Consider the following 15,350-nt stretch of genomic DNA (forward strand, 5'->3'; position numbering starts at 1 on the left):
TCAGCCTAATAGGCGAGGGACTCCGTCGCGGAACGGGTGCTGCCGGCCGCCTCGAGACGCGTCGCCGCGGCCTCGATGCGCTCATCGGTCGAGGTGAGCGCGATCCGGACGTGCTGAGCGCCGTCGGAACCGTAGAAGGTGCCGGGGGCGGCCAGGATCCCGCGCTCGGCCAGCCACTCCAGGGTGGCCCAGGCGTCCTCCTGCCGGCTCGCCCAGAGGTAGAGCCCCGCCTCGCTCCGGTCGATCGTGAATCCCGCACCCTCGAGCGCTGCGGCGAGCCGGGTGCGGCGCGCCCGGTAGCGCTCCTTCTGCTCGCGGACGTGCGCCTCGTCGCCGAGCGCTGTGACCATGGCCTGCTGGACGGGAGCGGGCGGCATCAGGCCGGCGTGCTTCCGGACGGCGAGGAGCTCGCCGAGGACGTCGGCGCAGCCGGCCACGAAGCCGGCGCGGTAGCCGGCCAGGTTGGACTGCTTCGACAGCGAGTAGACCGACACGACCCCTCGGCGGCTGTCGCCGACGACCCGGGGGTCGAGGATGCACGGTGTCGCCGTCTCGTCGTACTCCGGGGTCCAGCCGAGCTCGGCGTAGCACTCGTCGCCCGCGACGACGGCACCGAGCTCGCGGGCGCGGTCGACCGCGGCCTTGAGAGCGTCGAACGACAGGATGCTGCCGTCGGGGTTGCCGGGGCTGTTCAACCAGACGAGCCTCGTCGACTCGGGCCACTCGGCGGGGTCGTCGGAGGCGAGGGCCGTCGCGCCGACGAGGGCGGCTCCGAGCTCGTAGGTGGGGTAGGCGTTCCGCGGGTAGACGACGGTGTCGCCCGGGCCGAGCCCCAGCCACAGGGCCATGCCCGCGATGAGCTCCTTGGAGCCGATGGTCGGCAGGACCTCGGCCTCGCTCAGGCCCGGCACCCCGCGACGTCTGCCGTACCACTCGCCGATCGCGCGGCGGAGCGCCGGCGTGCCGGCGACCTGCGGGTAGGAGTGCGCGTCGGTCGCGTCGCGCAGGGCGTCGCGGATGACGCCCGGCGTCGGATCGACCGGAGACCCGACGGACAGGTCGACGATGCCGCCCTCGTGCGCTCTCGCGGTCTCGGTGAGGGCCGCCAGGCTGTCCCAGGGGAAGTCGGGCAGGTCGAGGGGCATCGGACGCGGCCTAGTGGGCCGCGGCCTGGGGCGGCAGCGCCGCGATGACCGGGTGGTCTTTCGGGATCACGCCGACCTTGGCCGCGCCCCCCGGGGAGCCGACCTCGTCGAAGAACTCGACATTCGCCTTGTAGTAGTCGGCCCACTTGTCGGGCAGGTCGTCTTCGTAGTAGATCGCCTCGACGGGGCAGACCGGCTCGCAGGCACCGCAGTCGACGCACTCGTCGGGGTGGATGTAGAGCGAGCGTTCACCCTCGTAGATGCAGTCGACCGGGCACTCGTCGATGCAGGCGCGGTCTTTGACATCGACACAGGGGAGGGCGATCACGTACGTCACGGGTCAGTTCTGCTCTTTCGCGTCGGGCGCGACAGCGTCGCGCGGCGAGGCTCCCATCTTATCGCCTGCCCGCCTGGGCATCCTCGGCCACGCCAGCACGAGGACGGCCGCCACGACCGGCCCGAAGATCCACGCGTAGCCGGTCGGCGTGCCCGCGATGAGGACGGACCCCGAGTGCGGCAGCGACAGCAGGGCGACGACGGCCGTGAGCCCGATCGCCGCCATCAGAGCGATCAGCCGCGAGTCGAACAGCCAGCGGAGCCCGACGAGGAGCGCCGCCGTCATGGCGAGCGCCAGCACGATCCCCAGAGGGAAGGAGCCGACCGTGTCCTGGTGGGCGATCGTGCCGATGGCGCCGAAGAGGCCGCCGGCGAGGAGCGCCAGCACGCTGGTGACGATGCGGCCGCTGATTTCGAGCTCGTCGAGACCGGGCGCGGACGCAGGATCGGCGACCGGCTCGGGCACCAGACGGAACGTCTCGACCACGGTCACCGGCTCCACCGCGCCGTGGGGGAACTCGAGGGCCGGGCCGCCGGCGGTCTGGAGCAGCCGCACCTGCGAGCGGTAGGCGGCGAGCGCACGGACCTTCCGGTCGAACACCGGGGCGCCGTCGACGACGACGTCCGCGTCGGCGAGGGGGGCCTCGGGGTGGGCAGAGCCGCCGGTGATGGCGAAGTAGGGCAGCCCCGCGAGCCGGGCCGTGCGGAGGGCGGCGCGGTTCACGCGGACGTGGTCGGGGTGGCCGTAGCCGCCGTCGCTGTCGTAGCCGATGATCGCGTCGGGGCGCACATCGGCGACGACCGCGGCGAGGTCCGAGACGATCTCGCCGAACTCGGCGTGGCAGAAGGCCGCAGGATGCAGGTCGCTGACGGGGACAGGGGTCCCGGCCGGGCCCCACTCCATGCCCGAGTCGCGGTAGGGACGAGGGAGGAGGCCGGCTGTCCGTGCATCCTGCTCGCCCAGGAAACGGTGGTCGGTGACGCCGAGCTGCCGCATGGCCTCGGCGATCTCGGTCTCGCGGTGCGCCCCGAGCGCCGCGGCGTCCCCTCGCAGCGAGGCGAGGTCGTCGGGCATGACCTCGCCGAGCTCGCCGCGGGTGCAGGTGACGACGGTGACGTGCGCTCCGCGGTCGACGAGGGTCGCGAGCGTGGCCCCGGTGACGATGGTCTCGTCGTCGGGGTGAGCGTGCACGACCAGCACCCGCTCGAGGTCGCTCGGGATCGAGAGAGAGGGGTCGTTCTGGGCTGTTTCAGAGGAGGACATCACTGGACAGGATAGGCGAGCCGCCGTTAGGGTCATCTCTGGTTAGGCAAGGCTTACCAACATGAGCCGACCCTCACTCGGGCCCGTCGACACGACGGCTCGACCCCCTGAATCAAAGGCATCCCCGTGCTCGCCAACTACCTCATCGGTCTCCGCGAAGGCCTCGAGGCCTCCATCGTCGTGGGCATCCTGATCGCCTACCTCGTGAAGGTCTCGCGCCGCGACGTGCTCCCCCGCATCTGGGTCGGCGTCGCTCTGGCCGCCCTCCTCTCGCTCGGTCTCGGCGCCCTGCTGACATTCGGCGAGTACGGGCTGAGCTTCCAGGCGCAGGAGGCGATCGGCGGCGGCCTCTCGATCGTGGCGGTCGGGTTCGTCACCACGATGGTGTTCTGGATGGCCAAGACCGCCAGCCACATGAAGCACGACCTCCAGTCGAGCCTCGCGAAGGCGCTCCAGGGCGGCGCGTGGGCCATCGTCGGCCTCGCCTTCCTGTCGGTCGGCCGCGAGGGCATCGAGACCGCCCTCTTCGTCTGGGCCACGGTCGCGACGGCCGGCGGCACGGCCGTCCCCGCCATCGGCGCGCTCCTCGGGATCCTGACCGCCATCGTCATCGAGGTCGGCATCTACCGCGGCTTCGTGCACATCAACCTGTCGCGGTTCTTCACCGTGACCGGGTTCTTCCTGGTGATCGTCGCGGCGGGCGTCCTGCTCTACGGCGTCGGCGACCTGCAGGAGATGGGCTTCCTCCCCGGAGCCGCCGTCCACACCTTCGACCTCTCGGGCGCCATCCCGCCCACCAGCTGGTACGGCACTCTGCTGCAGGGCGTCGTCAACTTCACCCCGCGGCCGACGGTGCTGCAGTCGGTCGTCTGGGTCGCGTACCTCGCGGTCGTCCTCCCCCTCTTCCTCCGTGCGACGCGGCGTCGCCCCGCGGCCGCTGCCGCACCTGCCGCTGCTGCACCGTCCGCCGCTGCACCGTCCGCCGCCGCACCTGCCGCATCCGCCCCCGCGCCCGCCGTCTCCGGCGACCGCGAGCCCGTCCTCACCCCAGGAGCCACCGAATGATCCTCCGCCCTCTCGGCATCACCGCAGGAGTCGCGCTCGCGGCCGTCGCCCTCACCGGCTGCGTCGCGAACAACCCCGGCGGCACGACCGCGGCGAAGACCGGCACCACGATCACCGTCGCGGCCACCGACAGCACCTGCAAGCCGTCCGCGACCAGCGCTCCGAGCGGCGCCGTGACGTTCACCATGACGAACAAGGGCTCCGACAACAGCGAGTTCGAGATCCTCGCCGCCGACGGCCTCCGCATCGTCAGCGAGAAGGAGAACATCGGCCCCGGCACGACCGGCTCGCTGACGGCACAGCTGACGCCCGGCGACTACTTCGCCGCCTGCATCCCCGGCCTCGTCGGCGAGGGGCAGCGCTCGAAGTTCACCGTGACCGACTCCGGGAAGACCGTCTCGGCCAGCGGCACCGAGAAGCAGCAGATCGCCGCCGCCGACAAGGCCTACGTCGGCTACATCAAAGACCAGACCGGGCAGCTCGTCGAGGGCACCAAGACGTTCCTCGCCGCCTACCTCGCGGGCGACACCGCCGCCGCGAAGAAGCTCTACCCGAGTGTCCGCGCCCACTACGAGCGCATCGAGCCCGTCGCCGAGTCGTTCGGGGCTCTCGACCCGAAGCTCGACAACCGCGCCGCCGACCTCGACAAGGGCGAGGCCTGGACCGGGTGGCACCGCATCGAGAAAGACCTGTTCGCGCCGACCGCGGCCGTTCCCGGCTCCACGACCTCGTACGGCCCGCTGACGCCTGCCGAGAAGAAGGAGCTGGGCGCGAAGCTGACCGAGAACACGCAGGAGCTCTACACCGAGGTCACCGCGCCGTCCTTCACGGTCGGCCTCGACACGATCGCCAACGGCGCCGTCGGCCTGATGGACGAGGTCGCCACCTCGAAGATCACCGGCGAGGAGGAGACCTGGTCGCACACCGACCTCTACGACTTCCAGGCCAACCTCGAGGGCGCGCAGGTCGCGTACGAGGGTGTCCGCGCGATCCTGCTCACCAGAGACAAGGCCCTCGCGAAGGAGCTCGACACGGAGTTCGCCTCGCTCGACAAGCTCCTCGCCGGCTACGGCAGCCTCGACACCTCCTACCCCTCGTACACGACCCTGACGACGGCCGACAAGAAGGCCCTCTCCGACGGCGTCAACGCGCTGAGCGAGCCCCTGAGCAAGCTCACCGCCGCCCTGCTGGGATGACCGACGACGAAGTGACCGACGACACCTCCGCTCGCAGCGGCCTCTCGCGCCGCGGGCTGCTCGGCCTGGCCGGCCTGGGAGCCGGCGTGCTCGGCGCGGGCATCGGCGTGGGAGCCGACCGTGCCGTGCAGGCCTCGGCGACCGGCTCGTCGGGAGCCCAGGCGACCTACCCCTTCTACGGGAAGCACCAGTCCGGCATCGTGACGGCCGCGCAGGATCGCCTCCACTTCGCAGCCTTCGACGTCTCCGAGGGCACGACCCGCGACGACCTGGTCGGCCTCCTGAAGGACTGGAGCTACGCGGCGGCGCGCATGACCCGCGGCGAAGAGGTCTCGAAGTCGGGAGCCACCGGCGGGTCGCTCTACGCTCCCCCGGACGACACCGGTGAGGCCCTCGGGCTTCCCGCGGCCGGTCTCACGATCACCATCGGCTTCGGGCCGTCGCTCTTCGACGACCGCTTCGGCCTCGCCTCGAAGCGTCCGCCGCGGCTGATCGACCTGCCCTCGTTCGCCGGAGACAACCTCGACGACGCGATGAGCGGCGGCGACCTCTGCATCCAGGCCTGCAGCGACGACCCGCAGATCGCCGTCCACGCCATCCGCAACCTGTCGCGCATCGCCTTCGGGCGCGCCGGCCTCCGCTGGTCGCAGCTCGGCTTCGGCCGCACCTCCTCGACGACGCGCGGTCAGGCGACACCCCGCAACCTGTTCGGCTTCAAGGACGGCACGGCCAACCTGAAGGCCGAGGACTCCGCCCTCGTGGCCAAGGACGTCTGGGCGTCCGCGTCGCACGGCGCCGACTGGATGGACGGGGGCTCGTACCTCGTGTCGCGGAAGATCCGCATGCAGATCGAGACCTGGGACCACCAGTCGCTCAAAGAGCAGCAGACCGTCGTCGGGCGCGACAAGGGCGCGGGCGCCCCGCTCTCCGGCGGCACCGAGTTCTCCGCCATCGACTTCCACGCGAAGCGCGACGGTGCTCCGGCCGTCCCCACGACCTCGCACGTGTCGCTGGCGCACCCCGACCACAACGGGGGCGCGCAGCTGCTCCGCCGCGGCTACAACTTCGTCGACGGCAACGACTCGCTCGGACGCCTCAACGCCGGCCTGTTCTTCATCTGCTACCAGAACGACCCCGAGAACCAGTTCGTCAGGATCCAGACGGCCCTCGCCGCGAACGACGCCATGAACGAGTACGTGCAGCACGTGTCGTCGGGCATCTTCGCGGTGCCGCCGGGTGCCTCCCGGGGCGGCTACGTCGGCGAGACGCTCTTCGCCTAGCCCCCTGCTGCTGCTGCTGCGGCTGCGGCGCGCGCGGCCTGGTGCCGCCTGACGTCTCGCGGACAGAGCACCCTGCCGCGGCGGGGTGCACAGTCCGTGAGACGTTGCGCGGCAGAGGGACTCAGGCGAGCAGCACTCACCAGAGCGGGTTGCCGCGCCCCCGGTCGATGTCGCGCTGCAGCCGCTGCATGGCCTCCGCCGACTCGCGGTCGCACGTGGCGCGGTAGTACGCCTCGAGCTGCCGGCGACCGGCGTAGCCCTGCGAGTTGCCGACGATGAGGGCCGCGGAGACCACGACCACCGCGATTCCTATTCCGAGTGCCACGAGCATCCTGCGCCTCCTGCCCGCACTGTACGCCGCTCCCCTGCCGAGAGCCAGGCCGTTCCGGCGCAGGATGCGGGCGGCCCCGCAGACGAGGAACGCCCCCGACTCGAGAGAGCCGGGGGCGTTCTGCTGCAGACGGTGCCTACGCGTTGGCCTTCTTGAGGCGAGCGGTCGAGCGCTGACGCGCGGACGCGTCGAGCTCCACCTTGCGGATGCGGATCGCCTCGGGGGTGACCTCGACGCACTCGTCGTCGCCGGCGAACTCGAGGGCCTCTTCGAGCGAGAGGACGCGCGAGGGCGTCATCGACTCGAAGTTGTCGGCCGTCGACTGACGCATGTTGGTCAGCTTCTTCTCTTTGGTGATGTTGACGTCCATGTCGTCGGCGCGCGAGTTCTCGCCCACGACCATGCCCTCGTAGACCTCCTCGGTGGGCTGCACGAAGAAGGTCATGCGCTCCTGGAGGTTGATGATGGCGAACGGCGTGACGACGCCCGAGCGGTCGGCGATGATCGAGCCGTTGGTACGGGTCGAGATCTCGCCGGCCCAGGGACCGTAGCCGTGGCTGATGCCGTTGGCGATGCCGGTGCCGCGCGTGTCGGTGAGGAACTGCGTGCGGAAGCCGATGAGGCCTCGCGACGGGACGACGAACTCCATGCGGACCCAGCCCGAGCCGTGGTTCGCCATGTTCTCCATGCGGCCCTTGCGAGCGGCCATGAGCTGCGTGACGGCGCCGAGGTACTCCTCCGGCACGTCGATGGTCATGTGCTCGAACGGCTCCTGAAGCTTGCCGTCGACGCGCTTCGTGACGACCTGGGGCTTGCCCACGGTCAGCTCGAAGCCCTCGCGGCGCATCTGCTCGACCAGGATGGCCAGCGCGAGCTCGCCGCGGCCCTGGACCTCCCAGGCGTCCGGACGCCCGATGTCGACGACCTTGAGCGAGACGTTTCCGACCAGCTCGCGGTCGAGACGGTCTTTGACCATGCGCGCGGTCAGCTTGTGGCCCTTGACCTTGCCGATGATCGGCGAGGTGTTGGTGCCGATGGTCATCGAGATCGCGGGGTCGTCGACCGTGATGGTCGGCAGCGGCCGGACGTCGTCGGGGTCGGACAGCGTCTCGCCGATGGTGATGGTGTCGAAGCCGGCGACGGCGACGATGTCGCCGGGGCCCGCGCTCTCGGCGGGGTAGCGGCTCAGCGCCTTCGTGATGAGCAGCTCGGTGATGCGGGCGTTCTGGACGGTGCCGTCGTGCTTGACCCAGGCGACGGTCTGGCCCTTCTTCAGCGTGCCGTGGAAGACGCGCAGGAGGGCGAGGCGGCCGAGGAACGGCGACGCGTCGAGGTTCGTGACGTGCGCCTGGAGGGGGTGCTCGTCGTCGTAGGTCGGCGCCGGGACGTGCTTGAGGATCGCGTCGAACAGCGGCTCGAGGTCGTCGTTGTCGGGCAGGGTGCCGTTCTCGGGCTTGTTCGTCGACGCGGCACCGGCGCGGCCGGAGGCGTAGACGACGGGCACGTCGAGGATGGCGTCGAGGTCGAGGTCTTCCACCTCGTCGGCCAGGTCGGAGGCGAGACCGAGAAGGAGGTCCTGCGACTCGGCGACGACGTCGTCGATGCGCGCGTCGGGGCGGTCGGTCTTGTTGACCAGCAGGATCACCGGGAGCTTGGCGGCCAGCGCCTTGCGCAGCACGAAGCGTGTCTGGGGCAGCGGGCCCTCGGAGGCGTCGACGAGGAGGACCACGCCGTCGACCATCGACAGGCCGCGCTCGACCTCGCCACCGAAGTCGGCGTGGCCGGGGGTGTCGATCACGTTGATGGTGATGGGACCGTCGGTCGCGTGATCGCCGTTGTAGAGCACCGCGGTGTTCTTCGCGAGGATCGTGATGCCCTTCTCGCGCTCGAGCTCGTTGCTGTCCATCATGCGGTCTTCGGTGTCGAAGTGCGCGTCGAAGCTGTTCGTCTGCTTGAGCATCGCGTCGACGAGCGTCGTCTTGCCGTGGTCGACGTGGGCAACGATTGCCACGTTGCGCAGGTCACTGCGAATGGCAGTCGCCATAGTTGTACGTCCTTCAGGAGAGGGGATGGGAGAGAAGTCTCGATGGGGGCGGCCGTGGCCCCGACCTACAGAGTCTACCCGGAGTCGGGTGAACAGCGGGATTCGTCCTCTGTGGGCGTACGAGACAGCCCCGGAGGGGCGGACCCTCCGGGGCTGTCTCGTGAGCTACGGCCCCCTGTGCTGGCCTGGTTCGTCGCTACGCTCCGAACGCGAAGTTCGCGCCGGGGATCGCCTCGAGCAGGTCGCGCGTGTACGCCTGCTGCGGGTTCGAGAACACCTCGTCGGTGGTCGCCCGCTCGACGACGCGGCCCTTCTGCATCACGCAGACGTTGTCGGCGACCAGACGGACGACGGCGAGGTCGTGGGTGATGAACAGGTAGGTCAGCCCGAGCTCGGCCTGGAGGTCGGTGAGCAGGCTCAGGATCTGGCCCTGCACCAGCACGTCGAGCGCCGACACCGCCTCGTCGAGCACGATCACGTCGGGCTTGAGCGCGAGCGCGCGAGCCACGGCGATGCGCTGACGCTGACCGCCGGAGAGCTCGTTCGGGTAGCGGTTGATCGTCGACAGCGGCAGCGAGACCTGGTCGAGGAGCTCGCGCACGCGAGCCGCCCGGCTGGCCTTGTCGCCGACGCCGTGCGTCGTGAGCGGCTCGGCGATCGTGTTGCCGACGGAGTACATCGGGTCGAGCGAGCCGTACGGGTCTTGGAAGACCGGCTGCACGCGACGGCGGAAGTCGAACAGCTCGCGCCCCTTGAGAGCGCCGATCGACTGGCCGCCGACCGACACGGTGCCGGACGTGATCGACTCCAGCTGCAGGACGAGCTTCGCCACGGTGGACTTGCCGGAGCCCGACTCCCCCACCAGCGCCATCGTCGTCCCGCGCGGGATCTCGAACGACACGTCGTCGACGGCCTTCAGCTCGAGCGACTTGAAGCCGCCCTGGCGGATGTTGTAGATCTTCGTCAGGTTCTCGACCTTGATGAAGTCCTTCGCCGTGGCGGCCGCCTCGCGCTCGTGCGCCTGCTTCAGGAGGTGCGCGTCTTCCGATCCTGCGCTCGCCACCGTCACGCCGTGCGTGACGTTCGGGGAGATCTGCGACTGGATGCGGCGGCTCGCGAGGCTCGGCGCCGCGGCGACCAGACGCTGCGTGTAGGGGTGCTGCGGGTTGGCCAGGATCTCCTGCGACGGGCCGGACTCGACGACGCGGCCCTTGTACATGACGACGAGCTTCTCGGCGCGCTCGGCTGCGAGGCCGAGGTCGTGCGTGATGAAGAGCACCGAGGTGCCGTAGTCGCGGGTGAGGGTCTCGAGGTGGTCGAGGATCCGGCGCTGCACCGTCACGTCGAGAGCCGAGGTCGGCTCGTCGGCGATCAGGAGCTTCGGCCGTGACGACAGGCCGATGCCGATCAGCACGCGCTGGCGCATGCCGCCGGAGAACTGGTGCGGATACTGCTTGAGCCGCTTGTCGGCGTCGGAGAGGCCGGCGTCGCGGAGCACCTGGATCGCGTGCTCGCGGACCGCCTTGCGACCGGTCGCTGCTCGGTTGGCGCGGATGGTCTCCTCGACCTGCCAGCCGATCGAGAGCACCGGGTCGAGGTTCGACATCGGGTCTTGCGGGACGTAGCCGATGTCGCGACCGCGGATCTCGGCCAGCTCGGGCTTCGAGACCGTGGTGAGGTCGCGGCCGTCGAACCAGATCTCGCCCGCGGTGACCGCGCCGGTGCCCGGCAGCAGGTCGATGATGCTGGTCGCGGTGGTCGACTTGCCGGAGCCCGACTCGCCGACGATCGCCAGGGTCTCGCCCTGGCCGAGCGTCAGGTCGACGCCGCGGACGGCCTCGATGTAGCCGCTCTGCGTCTTGAAGCCGATGTTGAGGCCCTTGATCTCGAGGAGGGGCTGGCCCTTCCTGGAGGCGACGTTCTGTGCGGTGGTGGTCTGTGTGGTGGTGGTCATCGGCGGGCCCTCGCCTTCGGGTCGAGCGCGTCGCGGACGACGTCGCCCATCATCAGGAACGAGAGGACGGTGATGCTCAGCGCGATGGCCGGCCAGAGCAGCGGCAGCGGCGCCGTGCGGAGGTAGGTCTGCGCGCTGGAGATGTCGCCACCCCACGAGATCGCACCGTCTCCGAGGCCGATGCCGAGGAACGACAGCGTCGACTCGGCGACGATGAACGTGCCGAGCGAGACGGTCGCGATCACGATCACGGGGTTGATCGCGTTCGGCAGGACGTGGCGGACCAGGATCCGGAACCGCGAGACTCCGAGGGCCGTGGACGCCATGACGTAGTCGGTCGCCGCCGCGCTGATGACGGCGCCGCGCATCTGCCGGGCCACCTGCGGCCAGGCGAAGATCGCCAGGATGATCGCGACAGAAAGGGGTGTGCGGTCCTGGATCGTCGTCATGATCACGATCGCGCCGAGCACGGTCGGGATCGAGAAGAAGATGTCGCCGATGCGGGAGACGACGGCGTCGAGCCAGCCGCCGTAGTAGCCGGCGAGAGCACCGATGATGATGCCGAGCGCCGTGCAGATGAGTGTGGCCAGGATTCCGACCGTCAGCGAGGCGCGCGTGCCCACGATGACCCGGGCGTACACGTCGTAGCCCTGGAAGGTGTACCCGAAGGGGTGTCCGGCACGAGGCGACGCGTTGCTGTTGTCCAGGCTGTTGGCCTTGGGGTCCACGTGCGTGAAGATGCCGGGGAAGACCGCCACCAGGATGACCAGGATGATGAGGACGCCCGAGATCCAGAACAGCGGGCGGACCCGCATGCTGTCCCACGCGTCCGTCCAGCTGCTGCGCGGCTTCTCGGACTCGTCGATCGCGTCGACGGCCCGGATCGGCGTCTCTTCGAGGTCGGCGACGAAGTGGTCGGCCGACAGCTGACTCGGGTTACTTGGCATAGCGGATCCTGGGATCGAGGAGGGCGTAGAGGAGGTCGACGAGGAGGTTGGCCAGCATGAAGATGATCACCATGACCGCCACGAACGAGACGACGGTGGGGCCCTGGCCGAGCTGGATCGCCCGGTACACGGTGCCTCCGACGCCCTGGATGTTGAAGATGCCCTCGGTGACGATGGCGCCCACCATGAGCGACCCGATGTCGACGCCGAGGTAGGTGACCACGGGGACGAGCGAGTTGCGCAGGATGTGGACGTAGATGACCTCGCGGCGCTTCAGCCCCTTCGCCGTCGCGGTGCGGACGAAGTCGGCGTTCATGGTCTCGGCGACCGAGGAGCGGGTGAGCCGGACGATGTACGCGAACGACACTGTCGCGAGCACGATCGCCGGCAGGGCGAGCTCTCGCCAGGAGGCGGCCGCGCTCACCGTGGTGGCGAACAGTCCCCACTTGACGCCGAAGAAGTACTGCAGCAGGAAGCCGATGACGAAGGTCGGCACGGAGATGAGCAGCAGGCTCACCACGAGGGCCGAGTTGTCGAAGATCCTGCCGCGGCGGAGGCCGGAGACGAGACCGACCAGGATGCCGGCGACGGCCTCGAAGAGGAGGGCGAGCATCGAGAGGCGGAACGTGATCGGGAAGGCCTGCTTGAGCTGGTCGATCACCGGGATGCCCGAGTAGGTCGTGCCGAGGTTGCCCTGGAAGACGTGGCCGATCCATATGAGGTACTGGACGATGAAGGGCTTGTCGAGGTTGAACTGCGCCCGCACCTGGGCGATGACCTCGGGGCTCGGCTGCTTGTCGCCGTAGAGCGCGGCCACGGGGTCGCCGGGCAGAGCGAACACCATGAAGTAGATGAGGAAGGTGGCCCCGAAGAAGACGGGGATGAGCTGGAGGAGTCGCCGACCGGCGTACCAGGCCATCAGGCCACCTCGCGATTCTGCGAAAACATACTGGTCGCAATCATGATTCAGATAGGGAACTCACCAAAAGGTCCGGGGTGAAAACCCACCCCGGACCTTTCAGTTTTGTTTCAAGAGAGATTACGCGAACTTGCTAGTTCTTCGAAACCTCGTAGTAGAGCGGCACGCTGTCCCAGCCGAACTGGACGTTGTTGACCTTGGTGCTCCACACGCCGGTCACGTTGGAGTACCAGAGCGGGATCGCCGGGAGGTCCTTGAACAGGAGCGCCTGAGCCTTCTGGTAGACCTTGTTCGCCTCGGCGACGGTCGACTTGGCCGAGCCCTCGGTCATGTAGTCGTCGAACTCCTTCGACGAGTACTGGCCGTAGTTCGAGCCCTGGCCGGTGCCGTAGAGCGGGGCGAGGAAGTCGTACAGCGACGGGTAGTCGGCCTGCCAGCCGGAGCGGAACGCACCGGTCATCTTGTGAGCCGACTCGTCGGCGAGGAGAGCCGAGAAGATCGGGTACGACTTGCCCTGCGCCTTGATGCCGAGCGTGTTCGAGATGCTGTTCGCGACCGCGTCGACCCAGGTCTTGTGGTCGCCGTCGGCGTTGTACGAGATGGTGAAGGTGCCGGTGTAGGGCGAGATGGCGTCGGCCTCTGCCCAGAGCTTCTTGGCTTCCTTCTTGTTGTAGTCGAGGACGTCGCTGCCCTTCACGTTGGCCGAGTAGCCGTCGATGGTCGGCGAGGTGAAGTCCTTCGCCGGGGTGCGGGTGCCCTGGAAGATGACCTTGGTGACCTGCGCGCGGTTGATGGCGAGCGAGATGGCCTGGCGGCGCAGCTTGCCCTCCTTGTCCTCCTTGAAGTGCGCGAGGTAGCCGGGGATGGTCATCGACTGGAAGATCGCGGCCGCCTGGTTGGCGTTCGTGTTCGGGAAGTCCGACTTGTAGTTAGCGAAGTCGGCGGCGGGCACGGCGTCGAGGATGTCGAGGTTGCCGGACTGCACGTCGGCGTAGGCGGCCTCGGTGGTCGTGTAGAACTTGATGTTCAGACCGCCGTTGACCGGCTTGCGCTTGCCCTGGTAGTCGGAGTTCGTGACGAGGTTGATGCCCGTGTTGTGCGTCCAGGCGGTGGCGTTGGCCAGCTTGTACGGGCCGTTGCCGATCGGGTCCTCACCGAAGGCCTTGGTGTCCTTGTAGAAGGAGTCGGGCAGCGGGTAGAAGGCCGAGTAGCCGAGGCTCAGGGGGAAGTCCGCCTGGGGTGCCGAGAGGGCGACCTTGAACTCGGTCGGGCTCACGACGGTGAGGTCGAGGTCGGAGTCCTTGGTGGCGCTGAAGCCCTTGAAGTTGGAGTAGAAGTAGCCGCCGCTCTGCGCGTTGGAGAACTGCGCGGCCCAGTTCCAGGCCTTCGTGAACGACTCGGCGGTGACCGCGGTGCCGTCGGTGAACTTCCATCCGCTGTTGAGCGTGATGTCCCAGTTCTGCTGGTCGGTCGACTTGATGCTCTTCGCGACCTCGTTGACCGTGCCGCCCTTGGCGTCGTAGCTGACGAGTCCTTCGAAGATGGAGGTGACGATCTTGCCGCCGCCGGTCTCGGTGGTGTTGGACGGGATCAGCGGGTTCTGCGGCTCGCTGCCGTTCGTCGAGATGATGGCCGTCTTGTCGCCAGCGGCCGCCGACTTGGTGGGGCTCGTGCTGCTGGACGAGCTGCAACCGGCGAGGACGACGCTGGCCGCTCCCACGATCGCAATGGCGCCGAACAGCGGGCGCAGCCGCTTACCAGTGATTTTCACTGAATGTTCCTCCTGTGGAATGTGACGCACAGCGGCACTCTGCGATGGCAGGGCTATCCGCTCTGGATAAGAAGACCATAAGTAAACCGCTCGGAAACGACAAACCACGGGCGAAAGCGTTACGACTTGGAAACACGATGTGCAGATTCTTTGCAGCTACGACTGCTTTTCGGCGTCCATCCTGGGCGACGCGCAAGAATCGTGCGTTTCTATGGAATTGCTGAGGCAGGGTGCTCGAACGGCCTCTCTGACAGGAGCGTGACATCATTGCCTGGACCAGGAGGACGAATGCTCGAATTCCCCCGCGCCGAGGCTCTCCCGGGCGACATGTCGCGCGGTCGCGTGCGCGCCGAGATCCTGCTGGTCCTCGGTCTGTCGCTCGGCGCGAGCGCCGTCTACTCCCTCGTGCAGCTGGCCGACCTCCTCACGAGGTCGAAGTCGCTCTCGAGTCAGACGGCGACCCTGAACTCGTCTCTCGACGACCGGGAGTTCTTCGACTTCCTCTATCAGGTGCTCGAGAACGCGTTCGACCTGGTGCCGGTCGTGCTGGTCGGGTTCCTGCTCTGGACGGCCGCGGCGCCGCATCTGGTCCGGCTGGGGATCGACTTCTCCCGCGTCGGTCGCGACGCACTCGGAGGTGCAGGCCTGGCCCTGGCCATCGGCATCCCCGGGCTGGCGCTCTACTTCGTCGGCCGCGCCGTCGGCATCACCGTCGACGTCGTGCCGACGAACCTCGCCGCGCACTGGTGGACGGTCCCCGTGCTGCTGCTGTCGGCCCTGCGCTCGGGCGTGACCGAGGAGGTCATCGTGGTGGCCTACCTCTTCGCGCGGCTCCGCGACCTCGGCTGGAGGACCTGGCCGATCCTGCTGTCTGCCGCCCTGCTCCGCGGCACGTACCACCTGTACCAGGGCTTCGGCGCGTTCATCGGCAACGCCGTGATGGGGATCGTCTTCGGGTGGCTGTACATGCGGTTCGGCAGGATCCTGCCGCTCGTCATCGCCCACTTCTTCATGGACGCGGCCGTGTTCGTCGGCTACCCGTGGGCGGCGGCGGCCTTCCCCGCGCTGTTCGGCGCGAAGTAGGCCCGCCCGCCGGCA

The 15,350-nt window shown here is 68.8% G+C and carries 13 protein-coding genes; 4 read left to right on the forward strand and 9 right to left on the reverse strand.

Translation table 11 applies throughout. The features are described from left to right. Window positions 1–5: 5 nt before the first annotated feature. The 3 genes from dapC to ABD733_RS12940 are packed head-to-tail and all read right to left on the reverse strand — an operon-like array spanning window position 6 to window position 2,745. Entirely contained in the window at window positions 6–1,145 is a 1,140-nt protein-coding gene (gene dapC, locus ABD733_RS12930; RefSeq protein WP_344796840.1) for a succinyldiaminopimelate transaminase, read from the reverse strand. A 10-nt stretch (window positions 1,146–1,155) separates the two neighbouring features. After that, on the reverse strand, window positions 1,156–1,482 hold the full coding sequence (fdxA, locus tag ABD733_RS12935) for a ferredoxin (RefSeq protein ID WP_344796842.1): 327 nt from the start codon (window positions 1,480–1,482) through the stop codon (window positions 1,156–1,158). A 3-nt stretch (window positions 1,483–1,485) separates the two neighbouring features. Beyond that, entirely contained in the window at window positions 1,486–2,745 is a 1,260-nt protein-coding gene (locus ABD733_RS12940) for a PIG-L family deacetylase (protein WP_344796844.1), read from the reverse strand. Between the two features lie 126 nt (window positions 2,746–2,871). Between ABD733_RS12940 and efeU the strand changes: the two genes are divergently transcribed. The 3 genes from efeU to efeB are packed head-to-tail and all read left to right on the forward strand — an operon-like array spanning window position 2,872 to window position 6,286. Next, window positions 2,872–3,810, forward strand: coding sequence for an iron uptake transporter permease EfeU (efeU, locus tag ABD733_RS12945; RefSeq protein WP_344796846.1), 939 nt, complete (start codon window positions 2,872–2,874; stop codon window positions 3,808–3,810). Then, complete coding sequence (efeO, locus tag ABD733_RS12950) at window positions 3,807–5,006, forward strand: iron uptake system protein EfeO (RefSeq protein WP_344796848.1); 1,200 nt, start codon at window positions 3,807–3,809, stop codon at window positions 5,004–5,006. The genes efeU and efeO overlap by 4 nt, the downstream gene beginning before the upstream one ends. Then, entirely contained in the window at window positions 5,003–6,286 is a 1,284-nt protein-coding gene (gene efeB / locus ABD733_RS12955) for an iron uptake transporter deferrochelatase/peroxidase subunit (protein ID WP_344796850.1), read from the forward strand. The genes efeO and efeB overlap by 4 nt, the downstream gene beginning before the upstream one ends. Window positions 6,287–6,422: 136 nt before the next feature. Here efeB and ABD733_RS12960 read toward each other — a convergent pair whose 3' ends face one another. The 6 genes from ABD733_RS12960 to ABD733_RS12985 form a co-directional block, all read right to left on the reverse strand. Beyond that, the gene (locus ABD733_RS12960; protein ID WP_344796852.1) at window positions 6,423–6,617 is read right to left on the reverse strand and encodes a hypothetical protein; all 195 of its coding nucleotides are present in this window, start codon (window positions 6,615–6,617) and stop codon (window positions 6,423–6,425) included. Window positions 6,618–6,753: 136 nt separating this feature from the next. Then, window positions 6,754–8,661: a translational GTPase TypA gene (gene typA / locus ABD733_RS12965; RefSeq protein ID WP_344796854.1), complete on the reverse strand. Its 1,908-nt coding sequence runs from the start codon at window positions 8,659–8,661 to the stop codon at window positions 6,754–6,756. A 196-nt stretch (window positions 8,662–8,857) separates the two neighbouring features. Next, window positions 8,858–10,615 (reverse strand): dipeptide ABC transporter ATP-binding protein, encoded by a 1,758-nt coding sequence (locus ABD733_RS12970; protein ID WP_344796856.1) that lies wholly within the window; start codon window positions 10,613–10,615, stop codon window positions 8,858–8,860. Beyond that, on the reverse strand, window positions 10,612–11,562 hold the full coding sequence (locus tag ABD733_RS12975; protein WP_344796858.1) for an ABC transporter permease: 951 nt from the start codon (window positions 11,560–11,562) through the stop codon (window positions 10,612–10,614). Before ABD733_RS12975 ends, ABD733_RS12970 begins: the two co-directional genes overlap by 4 nt. Next, window positions 11,552–12,481, reverse strand: a complete 930-nt coding sequence (locus ABD733_RS12980; protein ID WP_344796861.1) for an ABC transporter permease — start codon at window positions 12,479–12,481, stop codon at window positions 11,552–11,554. The genes ABD733_RS12975 and ABD733_RS12980 overlap by 11 nt, the downstream gene beginning before the upstream one ends. Window positions 12,482–12,614: 133 nt before the next feature. Beyond that, entirely contained in the window at window positions 12,615–14,252 is a 1,638-nt protein-coding gene (locus ABD733_RS12985) for a peptide ABC transporter substrate-binding protein (RefSeq protein ID WP_344796863.1), read from the reverse strand. Window positions 14,253–14,540: 288 nt separating this feature from the next. Between ABD733_RS12985 and ABD733_RS12990 the strand changes: the two genes are divergently transcribed. Continuing rightward, entirely contained in the window at window positions 14,541–15,335 is a 795-nt protein-coding gene (locus ABD733_RS12990; protein ID WP_344796864.1) for a CPBP family intramembrane glutamic endopeptidase, read from the forward strand. Window positions 15,336–15,350: the final 15 nt, after the last annotated feature.

It is taken from the genome of Frondihabitans peucedani (assembly GCF_039537585.1).
Taxonomy (GTDB): Bacteria; Actinomycetota; Actinomycetes; order Actinomycetales; family Microbacteriaceae; genus Frondihabitans; species Frondihabitans peucedani.